Annotated in this window: 15 protein-coding genes; 11 read left to right on the forward strand and 4 right to left on the reverse strand. The window is 59.5% G+C overall.

The window, feature by feature from the left end; translation table 11 throughout:
• Positions 1-48 precede the first annotated feature (48 nt).
• Entirely contained in the window at positions 49-1,293 is a 1,245-nt protein-coding gene (gene mtr, locus V8N38_RS17135; RefSeq protein WP_147840093.1) for a tryptophan permease, read from the forward strand.
• 126 nt (positions 1,294-1,419) lie between these two features.
• Positions 1,420-1,992 carry an elongation factor P-like protein YeiP gene (gene yeiP, locus V8N38_RS17140; RefSeq protein ID WP_004935725.1) on the forward strand — a complete coding sequence of 191 codons (573 nt, stop codon included), beginning with the start codon at positions 1,420-1,422 and terminating at the stop codon, positions 1,990-1,992.
• A 43-nt stretch (positions 1,993-2,035) separates the two neighbouring features.
• On the opposite strand, the gene uxuA is transcribed toward yeiP, so the two are convergent.
• Positions 2,036-3,226: a mannonate dehydratase gene (uxuA, locus tag V8N38_RS17145; RefSeq protein WP_100396392.1), complete on the reverse strand. Its 1,191-nt coding sequence runs from the start codon at positions 3,224-3,226 to the stop codon at positions 2,036-2,038.
• A gap of 293 nt (positions 3,227-3,519) precedes the next feature.
• Between uxuA and V8N38_RS17150 the strand changes: the two genes are divergently transcribed.
• Positions 3,520-4,992 carry a mannitol dehydrogenase family protein gene (locus V8N38_RS17150; protein ID WP_100396393.1) on the forward strand — a complete coding sequence of 491 codons (1,473 nt, stop codon included), beginning with the start codon at positions 3,520-3,522 and terminating at the stop codon, positions 4,990-4,992.
• A gap of 62 nt (positions 4,993-5,054) precedes the next feature.
• Here the strand turns inward: V8N38_RS17150 and V8N38_RS17155 are convergent, their stop codons facing one another.
• Positions 5,055-5,363, reverse strand: a complete 309-nt coding sequence (locus V8N38_RS17155; protein WP_033635274.1) for a type 1 fimbrial protein — start codon at positions 5,361-5,363, stop codon at positions 5,055-5,057.
• A 318-nt stretch (positions 5,364-5,681) separates the two neighbouring features.
• Here V8N38_RS17155 and V8N38_RS17160 point away from each other — a divergent pair, with 318 nt between their 5' ends.
• The 8 genes from V8N38_RS17160 to yejF all read left to right on the forward strand — a co-directional run bounded on the left by V8N38_RS17160 (position 5,682) and on the right by yejF (position 16,064).
• Positions 5,682-6,656 (forward strand): CobW family GTP-binding protein, encoded by a 975-nt coding sequence (locus V8N38_RS17160; protein ID WP_147840092.1) that lies wholly within the window; start codon positions 5,682-5,684, stop codon positions 6,654-6,656.
• A 78-nt stretch (positions 6,657-6,734) separates the two neighbouring features.
• Positions 6,735-7,445 carry a phosphatase PAP2 family protein gene (locus V8N38_RS17165; RefSeq protein WP_147840091.1) on the forward strand — a complete coding sequence of 237 codons (711 nt, stop codon included), beginning with the start codon at positions 6,735-6,737 and terminating at the stop codon, positions 7,443-7,445.
• 410 nt (positions 7,446-7,855) lie between these two features.
• Complete coding sequence (gene mepS, locus V8N38_RS17170) at positions 7,856-8,431, forward strand: bifunctional murein DD-endopeptidase/murein LD-carboxypeptidase (protein WP_038876300.1); 576 nt, start codon at positions 7,856-7,858, stop codon at positions 8,429-8,431.
• Between the two features lie 412 nt (positions 8,432-8,843).
• Positions 8,844-10,427 (forward strand): cyclic di-GMP phosphodiesterase, encoded by a 1,584-nt coding sequence (locus tag V8N38_RS17175; protein ID WP_060420184.1) that lies wholly within the window; start codon positions 8,844-8,846, stop codon positions 10,425-10,427.
• Positions 10,428-10,520: 93 nt separating this feature from the next.
• Positions 10,521-12,329 carry an extracellular solute-binding protein gene (locus tag V8N38_RS17180; protein WP_060439407.1) on the forward strand — a complete coding sequence of 603 codons (1,809 nt, stop codon included), beginning with the start codon at positions 10,521-10,523 and terminating at the stop codon, positions 12,327-12,329.
• 9 nt (positions 12,330-12,338) lie between these two features.
• On the forward strand, positions 12,339-13,430 hold the full coding sequence (locus V8N38_RS17185; RefSeq protein WP_060420179.1) for a microcin C ABC transporter permease YejB: 1,092 nt from the start codon (positions 12,339-12,341) through the stop codon (positions 13,428-13,430).
• Positions 13,427-14,452: an ABC transporter permease gene (locus tag V8N38_RS17190; protein WP_060420176.1), complete on the forward strand. Its 1,026-nt coding sequence runs from the start codon at positions 13,427-13,429 to the stop codon at positions 14,450-14,452. Before V8N38_RS17185 ends, V8N38_RS17190 begins: the two co-directional genes overlap by 4 nt.
• Before the next feature lies 1 nt (position 14,453).
• On the forward strand, positions 14,454-16,064 hold the full coding sequence (gene yejF / locus V8N38_RS17195; protein WP_147840090.1) for a microcin C ABC transporter ATP-binding protein YejF: 1,611 nt from the start codon (positions 14,454-14,456) through the stop codon (positions 16,062-16,064).
• 9 nt (positions 16,065-16,073) lie between these two features.
• Here the strand turns inward: yejF and V8N38_RS17200 are convergent, their stop codons facing one another.
• Both V8N38_RS17200 and V8N38_RS17205 read right to left on the reverse strand, forming a co-directional pair.
• Entirely contained in the window at positions 16,074-16,418 is a 345-nt protein-coding gene (locus V8N38_RS17200) for a YejG family protein (RefSeq protein ID WP_047730237.1), read from the reverse strand.
• Positions 16,419-17,012: 594 nt separating this feature from the next.
• Positions 17,013-18,209 carry a Bcr/CflA family multidrug efflux MFS transporter gene (locus V8N38_RS17205; RefSeq protein WP_047730236.1) on the reverse strand — a complete coding sequence of 399 codons (1,197 nt, stop codon included), beginning with the start codon at positions 18,207-18,209 and terminating at the stop codon, positions 17,013-17,015.
• Positions 18,210-18,227 lie beyond the last annotated feature (18 nt).

Raw genomic sequence — 18,227 nt, forward strand, 5'->3', positions numbered from 1 at the left:
ATGTACCATTGAGCTAGTACAAAAGAACCTCTTCCATCAGGAGCACGCATGTCTACGGACACCATCCAGAAGCTGGCCCGCCCTTCCGTCCTCGGCGGCGCGATGATCATTGCCGGAACCGCCGTTGGCGCCGGCATGTTTTCCATTCCGATCGTCACTTCCGGTGTCTGGTTCAGCGGCTCCGTCGCGCTGCTGGTGTATACCTGGGCCTGCATGTTGCTTTCCGGCCTGATGATCCTCGAAGCCACGCTGCACTATCCGAGCGGCGCCAGCTTCAACACCATGGTCAAGGATCTGCTGGGTAAAGGCTGGAACGCCGTGAACGGCCTGTCGGTAGCGTTCGTGCTGTACATCCTGACCTACGCCTATATCTCCGCCGGCGGCTCGATTATCGCGCATACGCTGGAGGGCATCGTCGGCGTCGGCCAGACCACCGCCGGCCTGGTGTTCGCGCTGGTCGTGGCGTTTATCGTCTGGCTCTCCACCCGCGCGGTCGATCGCCTGAGCACCATTCTGATCGGCGGTATGGTGATCACCTTCGTGATGTCGGTGGGCGACATGTTCACCCATGTGCAGCCTGCGGTGCTGTTCAACACCGGCGATGATCAGGCCAGCTATCTGCCTTACGCCCTGGCGGCGCTGCCTTACCTGCTGACCTCGTTCGGTTACCACGGCAACATTCCCGGGCTGGTGAAGTACTACCACAAGGACAGCGGCGCCGTGGTGCGCAGCCTGGTGTACGGCACCCTGCTGGCGCTGGCGATCTACATCCTGTGGCAGTATGTGATTCAGGGCAATATCGCGCGCGACGCCTTCAAGCAGGTGATCGCCGAGGGCGGCAATATCGGCAGCCTGCTCAAGCAAATGGGCAACGTCTCCAGCAGCCAGACCGTCAGCCAACTGCTGAACGCCTTCTCCTATATGGCGCTGGCCAGCTCGTTCCTCGGCGTGTCGCTGGGCCTGTTCGATTACCTGGCGGACTTCTGCAAGTTCAAGGACGACGCCGTCGGACGCAGCAAGACCGCGCTGGTGACCTTTGTGCCGCCGACCCTGGCCGCGCTGCTGTTCCCGAACGGTTTCCTGTACGCCATCGGCTTCGCCGGGCTGGCGGCCACCATTTGGGCAGTGATCGTGCCGGCGCTGATGGCGCGCGCCAGCCGCCGCCGCTATCCACAGGCGGGATACCGCGCACCGGGCGGCAACGGCGTGATCCTGTTCGTCATCCTATTCGGGCTGATCAACGCCGCCGCGCATATTCTGTCGCTGTTCGGTCTGCTGCCGGTCTTCCACTAATCCCCGCAGGGAGATCATCTGTTCTCCCTTTCCCGCACTGTTTTTACACCGGGCTATTGCCTGAAATCAGCGGCGCGAGTACCTTGTCGCAACTTCTCTAATACTCTTCATTGCGGATGAATTGAAATGGCAAGAGCTAACGAAATTAAGCGCGGCATGGCGATCAGCTACAACGGCAAACTGCTGCTGGTAAAAGATATCGACGTGCAGAGCCCGAGCGCCCGCGGCGCCAGCACCCTGTACAAAATGCGCTTCTCCGACGTGCGCACCGGCCTGAAAGTGGAAGAACGCTTCAAGGGCGACGATATCCTGGACACCATTTCCCTGTCGCGCCGCAAGGTGAACTTCTCCTATATCGACGGCGAAGAATACGTGTTCATGGATGACGAAGACTACACGCCGTACATCTTCAAGAAAGACCAGATCGAAGACGAGCTGCTGTTCATTCCGGAAGGCGGTCTGCCGGGCATGCAGGTGCTGACGCTGGACGGCCAGGTGCTGGCGCTGGAGCTGCCGCAGACCGTGGATATGGAAATCGTCGAGACCGCGCCGGGCATCAAAGGCGCTTCCGCTAGCGCCCGCAACAAACCGGCCACCATGGCGACCGGCCTGGTGATCCACGTGCCGGAATACCTCAGCGCCGGCGACAAGATTCGCATTCATATCGCCGAACGCCGCTACATGAGCCGCGCCGACTAGTCGGCGCCAGCGGGGCCGAGTCTCGGCCCCGTTTCCTTTTCCGCTACGGCAATTCCGGGAAAAAGCGCCGCTTGAGCGCCAGCTCGACGCCGCGCAGCTCCGCCAGCCCTTTCAACCGCCCGATGGCCGAATAGCCCGGATTGGTTTTCTTTTTCAAGTCGTCCAGCATCTGATGCCCATGATCGGGGCGCATCGGGATCGGCCGCCGATCGCCTGCCCGTTGCCGACGCAGCTCTTCGGTCAGGATCGCTTCGATCACCGCCACCATGTCCACATCGCCCTGCAGGTGCGCCCCTTCGTGGAAGCTTTTCGGGTTCTCCTCGCGGCAGGTGGCGCGCAGGTGGGTAAAGTGAATGCGATCGCCGAAGGTCTCAATCATCCGCACCAGATCGTTATCGGCGCGCACGCCGTATGAACCGGTGCATAGGGTGAAGCCGTTATAAATGCTGTCGACGGTCTGCTTCAGCCACTGCATGTCTTCAATCGTGGAGACGATGCGCGGCAGGCCGAGGATCGGCCGCGGCGGATCGTCGGGGTGCACCGCCAGCCGGATGCCGGCCTCTTCCGCCACCGGCACGATGGCGCGCAGAAAGGCCGCCATGTTTTCGCGCAGCCGCGCCTTGTCGATGCCGTCGTATTCCGCCAACCGGCGGCGGAACTGATCCAGCGTGTAGCCCTCCTCCGCCCCCGGCAGCCCGGCGATGATGTTGCCGGTCAGCGTGGCTTTCTCCTCCTCGCTCATGGCGGCGAAACGGGCCGCCGCCTGGCTGCGTTCCTGCGGCGTATAGTCGGCTTCGGCGCCGGCGCGCTGCAGGATATGCAGCTCGAACGCGGCGAAGGCTATCTGATCGAAACGCAGCGCTTTGGAACCGTCCGGCAGCGGATAGGCCAGATCGGTGCGCGTCCAGTCGAGGATCGGCATGAAGTTGTAGCAGACGGTATCGATGCCGCAGGCCGCCAGGTTGCGCAGCGACTGCTGGTAATTGGCGATGTACCGCCGCCAGTCGCCGCTGTGGGTTTTGATCTCCTCATGTACCGGCACGCTCTCCACCACCGACCACACCAGCCCCTTTTCCGCCAACAGCGCCTGCCGCGCGCGGATTTCGTCGATCGGCCAGACTTCACCGTTCGCGATATGATGCAGCGCCGTCACCACCCCGGTCGCCCCGGCCTGACGCACATCGTCCAAAGAAACCGGATCGTTCGGGCCATACCAACGCCATGTTTGTTCCATGTTTTGTCCTTATGCCTGTCTCGCACCGCAATGCTGTTATACCAGTTTAATTTAGATGTCAGTTATCTTTAACTTACTCTTTCGCCCTGCGCTGTCAAAACCGAACCCCTCATTGGTTGATCCACTTCACGATTCTGGCTTATTTTGGACTGACCAATTCCTTTAACTGGCCGACATCCTTACACTGGTCGCAGTTTTTTATCACCGGTGCCACCCTGCCTGCGCGGCGGAAAACTGGTCTGCTAACTTGGCGCAAGTGGCCCGCCAGCTGTCTTACCCGTTTTGGAGATGAGATGAAAACGATCGCCAACACCCCGCTGCCGAGCGCCGTCCGGCAGCCGGACTATGACCGCCGGGCCCTGCGCAGCCGCATCGTGCACCTTGGCTTCGGCGCGTTCCACCGCGCGCATCAGGCGCTGCTGACCGATCGGGTGCTGAACGCCCAAGGCGGCGATTGGGGCATTTGCGAAATCAGTCTTTCCGGCGGCGTGCCGCTGTTTGAGGCGCTGCGGCAACAGGATCATCTGTACAGCGTGCTGGAGAAAGGCGCGGACGGCCATCAGGCCATCGTGGTCGGTGCGGTGCATGAGAGCCTGCATCGCAAGCTGGAAGGCATCGCCGCGGTGCTGGAGAAGCTGGCCGAGCCGCAGGTGGCGATCGTTTCGATGACCATCACCGAAAAAGGCTATTGCATCGAGCCCGGCAGCGGGCGGCTGGATCGACAGCATTCGGGGATCGTCGCCGATCTGGCGTGGCCGCATCAGCCGCAGACCGTGCCGGGCATTTTGGTGGAAGCGCTGCGGCTGCGGCGCGAACGCGGCCTGCCCGCCTTCTCCCTGCTCTCCTGCGACAATATTCCGGAGAACGGCCACGTGCTGCGCCGGGCGGTGCTCGATCTGGCGCAGGCGCGGGATCCGGCACTCGCCGACTGGATCGCCACCGCCGCCACCTTCCCCTGCACCATGGTGGATCGCATCGTGCCGGCCGCCACGCCGGCCACGCTGGATGAGATCGCCGCCGCGCTGGGCGGCGTGCGCGACGAATGCGCCATCGCCTGCGAGCCCTTCATCCAATGGGTGGTGGAAGACAACTTTATCGCCGGACGCCCGGCGTGGGAGCAGGCCGGCGTCCAACTGGTCAGCGATGTACTGCCGTTTGAACACATGAAGCTGCGCATGCTGAACGGCAGCCACTCATTCCTGGCTTACCTCGGTTACCTGGGCGGCTACCGCTATATCAACGAGTGCATGGCGGATGAGCACTACCGCCGCGCCGCCCTGCGGTTGATGCTGGACGAACAGGCCCCGACGCTGAGCGTCACCGGCATCAGTCTGGCCGACTACGCCGCACAGCTTATCGCGCGCTTCAGCAATCCGGCACTGCAGCACCTCACCTGGCAGATAGCCATGGACGGTTCGCAGAAGCTGCCGCAGCGCCTGCTGGACGCGGTGCGCTGGCATCTGCGGCACGGCGGTGACTATAGCGGGCTGGCGCTGGGCGTGGCGGGCTGGATGCGTTACGTCGGCGGCGTCGATGACGCCGGTCAGCCGATCGACATTCGCGATCCGCTGGCAGACGTGTTGCAACAGACGATCGCCGCCACAACGGACGATCGGCGACGCGTAACGGCGCTGCTGGCGCTGAAATCAGTATTCGGCGAAACGCTGGCGGCGCATGCGGCGTTTACCGAAGCGGTAACGCAAGCCTATTTGTCCCTGCGCGATCGCGGGGCGCGTGAAACGGTGAAGGAGTGGGTGATGCGGTGAGGAGCCTGCAGGGCCGAGAATAACCATGCCGGCGTAACGTTACGCCGGCATGGCGGAACGACTTAACGATAAACGACCGTCATAACAGCGAGCTTCTTCTGTTGGTCTACCCACTTCATTTCGGTTGTGCCTAGATTTAGCGGAAGTTCTTTGCGTGTAGTATCAAAACCTGACAACGCTTGCTGGGCCTGATAACGCTGGCCGTTGCGGTAACATTGCGTATTCGCCTTAGAATCTGCAATATTGACCGTGCAAGGACTTTCAACGATAGAACCGACGAAGCGAATTACCCCGCCGGCCACTCCTGCATGACTCACTGCCGTCCATGAAAACAACATTCCTACGATCAAAAATAACCGAAAGGTATTCATGGCAACCTCATTTTTAGTTAAGCCAATTTAACCATAGAGGATCTTGTTAGGAATAATCGCAAGGAAAGGGACGCAATTTGATCGTTAATCGCGTCATTAACAATGTAAAAACAAGCTACTAACAAAAGTTAACCGCATCTAATACAGGGTTTTATCTAAGAATTTTCTTGCTTTGAAAGGTGGCTTTTGCCGGTTGAAAAGCGCAGGGTGACGTGCAAAATTTGCGAGATAGAGCACAAATTAAATTGCGGCCGCTTCACCGACAAGGCAGCGTAACTCATTTATTAAGCAAGTTAATTTTTACGCCAGGAATTATTAATGACCAAAACCAATTTGATTACCGGCTTTCTCGGCAGCGGTAAAACCACCACCATCCGCCATTTGCTGGCTCATAAGCCCGACCAGGAACGCTGGGCGGTACTGGTCAACGAATTCGGCGAAATAGGCATCGACGGCGCGCTGCTGGCGGACAGCGGCGCGGTGCTCAAAGAGATCCCCGGCGGTTGCATGTGTTGCGTCAACGGCCTGCCGATGCAGGTGGGCTTGAATATGCTGTTGCAGCAGGCCAAACCGGATCGGCTGCTGATCGAGCCGACCGGGCTGGGGCATCCGAAACAAATCCTGTCGCTGCTGACCCAGGAGAGCTATGCCGGCTGGATCGATTTGCAGGCCACGCTGTGCCTGCTGGATGCCCGCCAGCTCAGCCAACCCCGTTACCGCGACAACGAAAACTTCCGCGATCAGCTGGCCGCGGCCGACGTTATTTTGGCCAGCAAAAGCGATACCTATCAGCCGGAAGACAGGCAGGCGCTGGAAGCCTGGAGGGCACAAGATCCGCTGCAGCGGCCCTGCTACACCATCGCGCAAGGCCAAGCGGATGTCGCGCTGTTGTCCCTCCCGCGCACGAATCGTGCAGAATTACCGGACGCGCAGCATCATCATGGTCAGGCGAAAACGCAGGGGCTGGCGGCGCTGCGATTGCCGGAGCACGCCCGCTGGCGGCGAGCGCTGAACGAGGGGCAAGGCTTCACCAGCTGCGGCTGGATTTTTGACGCCGACACCCAGTTCGACACCGTCGGCTTTATGGAGTGGGTACGACTCGCGCCGGTCGAACGCGCCAAAGGCGTGGTGCGCATTCCCGAAGGCACATTGCTGATCAATCGGCAGGGGCAGGATCTCAACATCGAAACCCGCCCGCTCGCGCCGCTCGACAGCCGGATTGAACTGATCCACAGCGAAAATACCGACTGGAACGCCCTGCAATCCGCCTTGTTTAAGATTCGTTTAAGTTAAACCCCGTACCGTTGCCCCCCCGGTTGTCGCAGGGCGGCCGGGTTTTGTTTCGTTTTCATTTTTTCAACAGGTTATGTCATGACACGCCGCAATTTACCCTTCATTCTCTTCTTCAACTTACTGGGCGTTGCGCTGTTTCTGTCCTGGTTCCTGCCGGCCAATCACGGCGGCTGGTTTACCCTGGATTCGGCGATTTTTTTCTTCTTTAACCACCATCTGGCTACCGACCCGGCATTTTTGCATCTGGTCGCCATCACCAATAACCGCGCGTTTGATGTCATTTCGCTGCTCGCCATGGGTCTGCTGTATCTGTACTTCTACCTGAAGCAGGACGCCGCCGGCCGCCGCCGCCTGGTGATCACCGGCGTGGTGATGCTGCTGACCGCCGTGGTGCTGAATCAGCTTGGCCATCTGCTGCCGGTGAAACATCCGAGCCCTACCCTGACCTTCGACAATATCCATCGCGTCAGCGAGCTGACCGGCATCCCGACCAAGGACGCTTCCGGCGACAGCTTCCCCGGCGACCACGGCATGATGCTGATTATTTTTTCCTGCTTTATGCTGCGCTATTTCGGCCGCGGCGCCTTCACCGTCGCCCTGCTGATTACGCTGGTCTTCTCATTGCCACGCGTGATGATTGGCGCCCACTGGTTTACCGATATCGCCGTCGGTTCGCTGTCCGTGGTGCTGGTTGGCGCCAGTTGGGTGCTGATGACGCCTTGCAGCGACTGGATTGTCGATCGGTTGAATCGCCTGTTGCCTGGCAAGCACCGCCCCGGCCAACCATAACGTGCGGCTATGACTCATACCGGGAGGCCCACGCCTCCCGTGCCCTACCCCCGCGCCGCGCGCAAAATTTCACCGCCGCCCGTTAACGCTTTTGCAACCTGATTTCACGCCAGATTCATACATCGGACAATTGGCGTTTTTTATATGAAGATTTACATTATGTTACATCACAAATTCATATAAAAAAGACGGGAAAAAGGCTCGCAATCCCCTATTTGTTCCGGTAATCTCAGATGCGTTTGTGCCTGGTTTAAGTCGAATCAGTATGGAATCCGATAAAAATGTGCGTTCTCGCACGTTTTCAACGGTAACTGGTTGTCGATGCAACAGGTGCGGACTAGGCTCGTTCCGTTTGGCATTTTTCAGGTAGCGACTTTCGTCGTTAAGGACTTCAAGGGAAAACAACAACAATGGTCAAATCTCAACCGTTTCTGAGATATTTTTTGCGGGTAGTCCCTGCAATTGCCGCGGCGGTTATGCTGTCAGCGTGCAGCTCGACTCACACTTCGAACTTGAATAACGCACAAACTGAGATGCGTGCAGTTAATGACAAAGACGGTCTTTTACTGCAAGCCTCTCAGGATGAATTCGAAGCGATGGTCCGCAACGTTGACGTCAAGTCAAAGATTATGGATCAGTACGCGGACTGGAAAGGCGTTCGCTACCGCTTAGGCGGTGACACCAAGCGCGGCATCGATTGCTCGGCGTTTGTGCAGCGTACCTTCCGCGAACAGTTCGGCATGGATTTACCGCGCTCTACCTATGAACAGGAAGATCTCGGCAAGAAAATCCAGCGCACCAAGCTGCGCGCCGGCGATTTGGTGCTGTTCCGCGCCGGCTCTACCGGGCGCCATGTCGGCATCTATTTAGGCAACGATCAATTCGTTCACGCCTCCACCAGCAGTGGTGTCATGATTTCCAAGCTGACCGATAACTATTGGGACAAACGTTATCGAGAAGCGCGCCGGGTGCTGACCAGCGGCTGACGGCGCATCGCCTTGAAGATTCCGAATACCAAACGAGCGATAAGCGCCGCCTACGGGCGGCGTTTTTTTTGGCGGTTGAACAGGTGCCCTCGCGCTTGGTCCCTGGCTTATCGTCACCTCTCCCCGCTTAACGCCGCCGCACGCCATTATTTTGATAAACTGTTGGCAGGAAATCGCGCCGTCGAGGAAAAACTCGCCTATTATCGTCAGATGACGGCAACGGCGCCCCGGCGTTATTTAAAACGTTTCCGCTTAGAATAGGCGCATTATATTTCTGTCGGCGACGCCGCGTATTTAAACGGCGCCGCCGGTTGGTACGGGATAAAAAGGCAAAAATGAAAAAAAAGCCGTTGGTACAATCCATTAACTGGCTGTGCGACACCCCTGACGCCCTGTTGCAGAAGACTCGGTTATGGGCTTGAAAAGGGCTTTCGCCCGCAGCGTCTCTCACCGACAGCGCAGCCTGGCTAAAAGCGGCGTCGCCGCTCTGGTATTTTTTACGCTATTCACCGCGGTCACGCTTTCTTTGATCAACCACCAGCGCACGCAATATCAACATAAAGTCGAAGCGCGTACGCAAAAGTTCACGCTGGGTTATATCTCGCATCTGACGGCCGTGATGCAGCAAATGATGCCGCTGTTGGACAAGCCTTGCCTCTCCAGCCAGTCGGACATTACCTACCAGGCGGCCTTTACCAGCGGCGTGCGCACCTTTCTGTTGGTGAAAGACGGCTACGCCTATTGCTCCTCCGCCACCGGCGACATGATGCTGCCGATGAAAAACCTCTATCAGGACATCGACTGGGATCTGCCTTTGGATCTCAAGCTGCAGCAGGGCACGCCGATCGTGCCAAATAAGCCTGCGGTTGCGGTTTGGCTGCGGCATCCCGGCGAGCAGGCCACCGGCATCCTCGCTACGCTGGACATCGATCTGATGCCCTATCTGCTGTTCACCTCGCACGACGAACAGGCGCCGGGCATCGCCATCGTGATGGGCAATCGCGCGCTGACCACTTTCAGCCCGAACCTGATGCCGGTCGATCAACTGCCGAAAGGCAAGGCGGATAACCTGACGCTGCCCAATCTGCCGTTGACCATCATGTTCTACAACGAGAAGCTGACGCCCAACGACATTCGCCTGACGCTGTTGGGCAGCCTGGTGCTGTCATTGATGATCGGCGTACTCTGCTACTACATGCTGCTGCTGCGGCAAAGCCCGGAGCGCGCGCTGCTGCGCGGCATCAAGCGCAACGAGTTCTTTATCGAATACCAGCCGGTGTTCCACACCGACAGCAACAGCATCGGCGGGCTGGAAGCGCTGATTCGCTGGCAGCATCCGATCGAGGGCCGCATCCCGCCCGATGTCTTTATCCCCTACGCCGAAAGCAACGGGCTGATCGTGCCGCTTACCCGCCAGCTATTCAGGCTGATCGCCGAAGATGCGCCGCAGCTCGCCAAAGCGCTGCCACGGGGAGGTAAAGTCGGCCTCAACATCTCCCCCGCCCACCTTAGCGCACCGTCCTTCCACCAGGACGTGTATGAACTGTTGGCGCAGCTGCCGGGCGATTACTTCACGCTGGTGTTTGAAATCACCGAGCGCGGCATGGTGGAAGAAGAGAGCGCGCTGGCGGAGTTTGACTGGCTGCACAAACAGGGCATCGAGATCGCGGTAGACGATTTTGGCACCGGGCACAGCGCGTTGATCTATCTTGAGCGCTTCACCATGGATTACCTGAAGATCGACCGTGGCTTCGTCAACACCATTGGCCAGGACACGGTCACCGCGCCGGTGCTGGATGCGGTGATCTCGCTGGCGAAAAAGCTGAAAATGCTGACGGTGGCCGAAGGCGTCGAAACCGCCGAGCAGATGCAGTTCCTGCAAGAACACGGCGTCAACTTCATGCAGGGATACTACTTCAGCAAGCCGCTGAGCATCGACAACTTCGTCGCCTACTGCAATGCTCATCAGGTCTTTGATTATCAGGCAAAAAAATAGTTAATCTTTAAGCATCTTTACCCTGCGCTCACCCGAAGAATGTTATGCTGGGCGCAGGTTGTACTTTATTCCACAGCAGGAGCTTACCGTCCGATGTCCGTGCGCATTTTCGCTGCTCTGGTGCTCTCGGCACTGAGCTTCGGTCTGCAGGCCGAAGCCCTCAACGAAAGCTACGCTTTCGCCCTTCTCGGTGAACCGAAATACGCCACCGACTTCAGCCATTTCGACTACGTCAACCCGGCGGCGCCCAAGGGCGGCGACGTACGGCTGGCGGCCATCGGCACCTACGACAACTTCAACCGCTTCGCCACCCGTGGCGTACCCGGTGAACGCACGATGGAGCTGTACGATACGCTGTTCACCAACTCCGACGACGAACCCGGCAGCTATTATCCGCTGATTGCCGAATCGGCCCGTTTCCCGGCCGACATGCGCTGGATGGAGTTGGATATCAACGCGCGCGCCCGCTTCCAAGACGGCAGCCCGATCACCGCCGCCGACGTGGCCTTCACCTTCAATAAATTCATGACCGAAGGCGTGCCGCAGTTTCGCTCCTATTACAAAGGCGTCACGGTCAAGGCCATTTCCCGGCTGACGGTGCGCATCGAGCTGCCTAAAGCCAACCGTGAGCAAATCCTCAGCCTGCTCAGCCTGCGCGTATTGCCGGAAAGCTTCTGGAAAAACCATAAGCTCAACGAACCGCTCAGCACCCCGCCGCTCGCCAGCGGCCCGTATAAAATCGGCGATTACCGCCTCGGCCAGTACATCACCTACCAGCGAGTGCGCGACTACTGGGCCGCCAACCTGCCGGTGAATCGCGGCCGCTATAACTTCGACAGCATTCGCTACGATTATTACCTGGACGATAAAGTGGCGCTGGAAGCCTTCAAGGCCGGGGCTTACGATTTCCGCATCGAGCCGTCGCCCAAGAGCTGGGCCACCCAGTACCAGGGCGGCAACTTCGCGCGCAACTACATCATCAAGCAGGACGAGACCAACCAGGCGGCGCAGAATACCCGTTGGCTGGCGTTCAACCTGCAAAAACCGCTGTTCGCCGATCGTCGGGTACGGGAAGCGATCGGCCTGGCTTTCGACTTCAACTGGATGAACAAGGCGTTGTATTACAACGCCTATCAGCGCGCCGACAGCTATTTCCAAAACACCGCCTACGCCGCCCGTAGCTATCCGGACGCCGCCGAACTGGCCTTGCTGGCACCGCTCAAAGGCCAGGTGCCGCCGGAGGTGTTCACCAGCATCTACCAGCCGCCCTCCTCCGACGGCAGCGGCAACGATCGGCAAAATCTGCTGAAAGCGACCCAACTGCTGAAAGAAGCCGGTTGGGTAGTCAAAAATCAAAAGTTAGTCAACGCCAAAACCGGCCAGCCGTTCACCTTTGAATTGATGCTGCTGAGCGGCAGCAACTTCCAATATGTGCTGCCGTTCCGCCACAACCTGCAGCGGTTGGGCATCGAGATGCAAATCCGCGAGGTCGACGCCTCGCAATATACGCGCCGCATGCGCGAGCGCGATTTCGACATGATGTCGACGGTGTACATGGCGATGCCGTTCCCCAGCGCCGATCTGCAAATCCTGTGGGATTCGCAGTACATCGATTCCAGTTACAACACGGCCGGCGTCAAAGACCCGGCGGTCGACAGCCTGGTGAGACAAATCGCCGCCCATCAAGGCGACGAAAAAGCCCTGCTGCCGCTCGGCCGCGCGCTGGACCGGGTGCTGACCTGGAACAACTACATGCTGCCGATGTGGTACTCCAACCACGATCGCTACGCCTATTGGGACAAATTCTCCACGCCGCCGATCCGCCCGGCCTATGCGATTGGCTTCGACAACTGGTGGTACGACGTCAACAAGGCGGCGCGTTTACCGGCTCAGCGGCAATAAGGAGTCGGAATGGCGGCCTATCTGATACGCAGACTGTTATTGGTGATCCCCACGCTGTGGGCGATCATCACCATCAACTTTTTTATCGTGCAAATCGCCCCTGGCGGCCCGGTCGATCAGGCCATCGCCGCCATTGAGCTCGGGCACGGCAGCGGGTTTGGCAGCGGCGGCGCAGGTGAAGGCCTGGGTCATGCCCGGGCGGGCATCGCGGCTGGCGACGGCCAATACCGCGGTTCGCGCGGCCTGGATCCGGAGGTGATCGCCGAGATCACCCAACGTTACGGCTTCGACAAACCGCTGCACGAACGCTACTTCACCATGCTGTGGAACTATATGCGCTTCGACTTCGGCGACAGCCTGTTTCGCGGCGCTTCGGTGATGCAGCTGATCGGCCAGAGCCTGCCGGTCTCCATCACGCTGGGCCTTTGGAGCACGCTGATCATCTACCTGGTGTCGATTCCGCTCGGCATCCGCAAAGCCGTCCACAACGGCAGCGCGTTCGATACCTGGAGCAGCACGCTGATCATCATCGGCTACGCCATTCCGGCTTTCCTGTTCGCCATCCTGATGATCGTGCTGTTCGCCGGCGGCAGCTACCTCGACTGGTTCCCGCTGCGCGGCCTGGTGTCCAGCAACTTCGACACCCTCTCGTGGCCGGCGAAGATCGCCGACTATCTGTGGCACATCACTTTACCAGTGCTGGCGACGGTGATCGGCGGCTTCGCCACCCTGACCATGCTGACCAAGAACTCGTTCCTCGACGAGATCCGCAAGCAGTACGTCACCACCGCCCGCGCCAAGGGGTTGGATGAGAAAAAGATCCTGTACCGCCACGTGTTCCGCAACGCCATGCTGTTGGTGATCGCCGGTTTTCCGGCCACCTTTATCAGCATGTTCTTCACCGGCTCGCTGCTGATTGAAGTCATGTTCTCGCTCAACGGCCTGGGGCTGCTGGGCTACGACGCCACGCTGCAGCGCGACTACCCGGTGATGTTCGGCACGCTGTATATCTTCACCCTGATCGGCCTGCTGTTGAATATCCTCAGCGATATCACCTACACCCTAGTCGATCCGCGCATTGACTTCGAGGCCCGCCAATGAGCCGCCTTAGCCCGATCAACCAGGCGCGCTGGGCGCGTTTTCGCCGCAACCGCCGCGGCTACTGGTCGCTGTGGATCTTCTTGGTGCTATTCACCCTGAGCCTGGCCGCCGATCTGATCGCCAATGACAAACCGCTGTTGGTGCGTTATGAAGGCCGGTTGTACCTACCGTTTATGATTAACTACAGCGAAACCGCCTTCGGCGGCGAGCTGAACACCGAAGCCGACTATCAGGATCCGTTCGTACAGCGGCAGATCGAACGGCACGGCTGGGCGGTTTGGGCGCCGATCCGCTTCAGCTACGACACCATCAACTTCGCCACCGAGGTGCCCTTCCCCTCGCCGCCTTCGCGCCACAACCTGCTGGGCACCGACAGCAACGGCGGCGACGTGCTCGCTCGTGTTCTGTACGGTTTTCGCATCTCGATGCTGTTCGGCCTGGCGTTGACGCTGTTTTCCAGCCTGATCGGCGTGTGCGTCGGCGCGACCCAGGGGTATTACGGCGGGCGTTTCGATCTGTGGGGGCAGCGCTTTATCGAAGTGTGGTCGGGCATGCCGACGCTGTTTCTGATCATTCTGCTGTCGAGCATCGTCCAGCCCAATTTCTGGTGGCTGCTCGGCATCACCATCCTGTTCGGCTGGATGAGCCTGGTGGGGGTAGTGCGCGCCGAATTCCTGCGCACGCGCAATTTTGACTACATCCGCGCCGCGCGCGCCATGGGCGTACCGGATCGGGTGATCATGTCCCGCCATATGCTGCCCAACGCCATGGTGGCGACGCTGACCTTCCTGCCGTTTATCCTGTGCGGCTCGATCACCACCCTGACGTCGCTCGATTTCCTCGGTTTCGGTCTGCCGATAGGCTCGCCGTCGCTCGGCGAATTGCTGCTGCAGGGCAAAAACAATCTGCAGGCGCCGTGGCTCGGCATCACCGCCTTCCTGGTCTTGGCGGTGCTGCTGTCGTTATTAATCTTTATCGGCGAAGCGGTACGCGACGCCTTTGACCCCAGCAAGGCGCATTGATATGGCCACTCCTTTGCTCGCTATTCAGGATCTCAGCATCGCCTTTCGCCAGGGCGACACCGTCACGCCGGTGGTCAACGAACTCTCGCTGCAAATCGCGCCGGCGGAAACGCTGGCGCTGGTAGGAGAATCCGGCTCCGGCAAAAGCGTCACCGCCCTGTCGATACTGCGCCTGCTGCCCGCGCCGCCGGTGGTTTACCCTGCCGGTGATATCCTGTTCAACGGCGACTCGTTGCTGCATGCACCGGAAGCGGCGCTGCGCAAGGTGCGCGGCAATCAGATCGCGATGATCTTTCAGGAACCGATGGTGTCGCTTAACCCGCTGCACACCATCGAAAAACAGCTCGCGGAAGTGCTGATGCTGCACCGCGGCCTGCGGCGCGAAGCCGCGCGCGCAGAGATCGTCGAATGCCTGGAGCGCGTCGGTATCCGTCAGGCCAAAAGCCGGCTGCAGGATTACCCGCATCAGCTGTCCGGCGGTGAACGCCAGCGGGTGATGATCGCCATGGCGGTGCTGACTCGCCCGAAACTGCTGATCGCCGACGAGCCCACCACCGCGCTCGACGTCACTATCCAGGCGCAGATCCTGACGCTGCTGCAAGAGCTGAAGCAGGAGATGGGCATGGGGCTGTTGTTCATCACCCATAACCTGAATATCGTGCGCCGCCTGGCGGACAACGTGGCGGTGATGCGTCAGGGGCGCTGCGTGGAGCAAAACGGCCGTGCGCAGCTGTTCAGCCGGCCGCAGCATCCTTACACGCAGCAGCTGCTGGCCGCCGAGGACGTCGGTGAACCGCTGCCGCTGCCTGCCGCGGCCAACGGGCGCCCCGGCGATGAGCGGCCGCTGCTCAAGGTGGAAGATCTGCAGGTACGCTTCCCCATCCGCCGCGGCCTGCTGCGCCGCACGGTGGATTATCACTATGCCTTGAAATCATTGAGTTTCGAGCTGCGCGCCGGGGAAAGCGTGGGGCTGGTGGGGGAATCCGGCTCGGGTAAAAGCACCACCGGGCTGGCGCTGCTGCGCCTGTTGGCCTCACAGGGCGCCATCTGGTTCGACGGCGAACCGCTGCACCCGCTCACGATGAAGCAGATGCTGCCCTACCGCAGCCGGATGCAAATCGTCTTCCAGGATCCCTACTCCGCCCTGAACCCGCGGCTGAACGTGCAGCAAATCATCGCCGAAGGGCTGGAAGTGCACCAGCGGCTTAGCGCAGAGCAGCGGGAACAGCGCGTGATCGAGGTGTTGCAGGAAGTCGGCCTGGATCCGCAGCTGCGCCATCGCTATCCCACCGAGTTTTCCGGCGGGCAGCGCCAGCGTATCGCCATCGCGCGCGCGCTGATCCTGCAGCCACAGCTGCTGATCCTCGACGAGCCGACCTCTTCGCTGGATAAATCGGTGCAGGCGCAGATCCTGACGCTGCTGAAATCGCTGCAGCAACGCCACCGACTGGCTTATCTGTTCATCAGCCATGACCTGCAGGTGGTGCGTTCGCTATGCCACCAGGTCATCGTGTTGCGACAGGGAGAAGTGGTTGAACAGGGAGACTGCCGGGCGATTTTCGCGGCGCCCGCCGCCGACTATACCCGTCAACTGCTGCAGTTGGCGGATTAGCGGCGAATTCTAGAAGGGGTATTGCGCGCTGAGCGGTTCGGCGATCGCGGCGCCGACGTTTTTCAGGCGGCACATGGTGGCGCTCTCGTCGCTGCGCTGCACGAACAGGCAAGGCTCCCCTTCCCATTCGACGATCGCGCAGTCGACCTGAATCTCCTGCAGCGACAGATTGAGCTGTTGCATTACCTGCCAGGCCTCGGCCCCTTCATGGCTGAGTAACTTCAGCCCTATCAGGTTGTTATCTTCGTCTATTCCGTTAAACGGAATCGGTTCTACCTTCACGCCGGTGAAACCGGATAGCCAACGATAACTTTGCGGCAAGCGATGCACTACCGAAAGTTGGATATTCTCCACATGAAATCCCTAGATTGAAAAGGTGAAACACTTTTACCTGACAGGGTTACTAAGTTATAGCCGCTGACTCCCGACTCTGCCGCGCACAAATGTTATTTAAATGTAAATTTTGCCGCTAGCCATTAACCAGACCCCGTGCTTGCCGATGCCGTGCCATTTTTTGGCGCGCCGTGCGGTGTTATTTCACGGCATTTTGCGACTCAGCTCGCATTTTTGCGTTATATGTAACCCTTTCCCGCAGCGATCTCAACTCTTTTTTCTTGCAATGCGACTACTTTTCCGTCGCCATATTTTTACAATGAAGAAACATTTTCCCCACCACGTTAGCGCAGCCTTCCCTGCTAATGCCTTGATTTACATCAATCCTAATACAAACCCCCCGCCGCGCTCAGCCGGCAGAACGCCGCGCCTCCCGGGGAATATGGGGTGGTGCGGCGGCGGAATTTTTTAACAAAAAACACACAGAGGGGAAAATGGCCAATTGATTAGCTTGCGTATATTTAGCAACAAAATTTCAATTGCCAGTTGCACCCTGAAATGGCAGGGCGCAACCCTATGACGATGCGGGGCGACACGCCCCGCATTGGGAGAACGTCAGGCCGCGCGATCGCGTGGCCGGCTGGCGTAAAGATAAAACAGCACCGCCACGATGCTGCACAGCGCCATTGAGGTAACCATGGGCCACGCGCTTTTACCCGGCGCCATCGACAGGACCGCCCCCACCAGCGCGCCGATGCTGAAGCGCAATGTGCCGGCCAGCGAAGACGCGGTGCCCGCCATATGCGGGAAGTCATCCAGGATCACCGCCATGGCGTTGGAGGAGATCATCGCGATGCACCCCAGATAGACCGCAACGCCGATCACCAGCGCCCAGAAGCCCAGGCCGACGGCGCTCACCGCCACCAGCCACAGCCCCATCGCCAACTGTACCAACAGCCCCAGCTTGAACATCTTGACCGCGCCGAACCGCCGCACGTTGCGGCTGTTGATCAGCGTCGTCAGGAACAGGAAGACGATGTTCAGCGCAAAATAGTAGCCGAAATGCTGCGGCGAAACGTGGTTCAGTTCGATGTAGACGAACGGCCCGGCGCTGAGGAACGAGAACATGCCCGCAAACGAGAAGGCGCTGGCGAGCATGTAGCTGAGCACCCGCTTATGGCGGAACAGCGAACCGAAGTTGCCCAGCGTGGTGCGCAGGTGGAACCGTTGTCGGCGCTCTTTCGGCAGCGTCTCCTTGATGAACAGGGCCACCAGCAGTGAACCGATCAGCGCCGCGGCGCCCATGGTCCAAAAGATGGCGTGCCAGCTGAACCACAGCAACAGCGCACCGCCGATCATCGGCGCCAGCAGCGGCGCGATGGTCATCACCAGAATGACGAACGACATCATGCGCGAGAACTCATCCTTGGTGAACATATCGCGCATCAGGGCATTGATCACCACGCTGGCGGCCGCCGCCGCCAGGCCGTGCAGGAAACGCAGCCCGATCAGCTGATCGATCGATTGCGCCATGGCGCAGGCGCAGCCGGCGATGGCGAAGATCAGCGTTCCCCACAGGATCACCGGCTTGCGGCCGAGGCTGTCCGACATCGGCCCATAGAACAGCTGCCCGAAGGCAAAGCCGAGCATATAGGCGCTGAGGGTCATCTGCACGCTGCCGGACTCGACGCCAAACTGGGCGGCGATCACCGGCATACTGGGCAGGTACATGTCGATGGCCAACGGCATCAACATGGACAACAGGCCCAAAATGAAAATCAAACCGAGATGAGAGGTTCGGTTCTGTTGCACGTTCCACGACTCCTTAAT

The sequence above is a fragment of the Serratia nevei genome, assembly GCF_037948395.1.
Lineage (GTDB): Bacteria > Pseudomonadota > Gammaproteobacteria > Enterobacterales > Enterobacteriaceae > Serratia > Serratia nevei.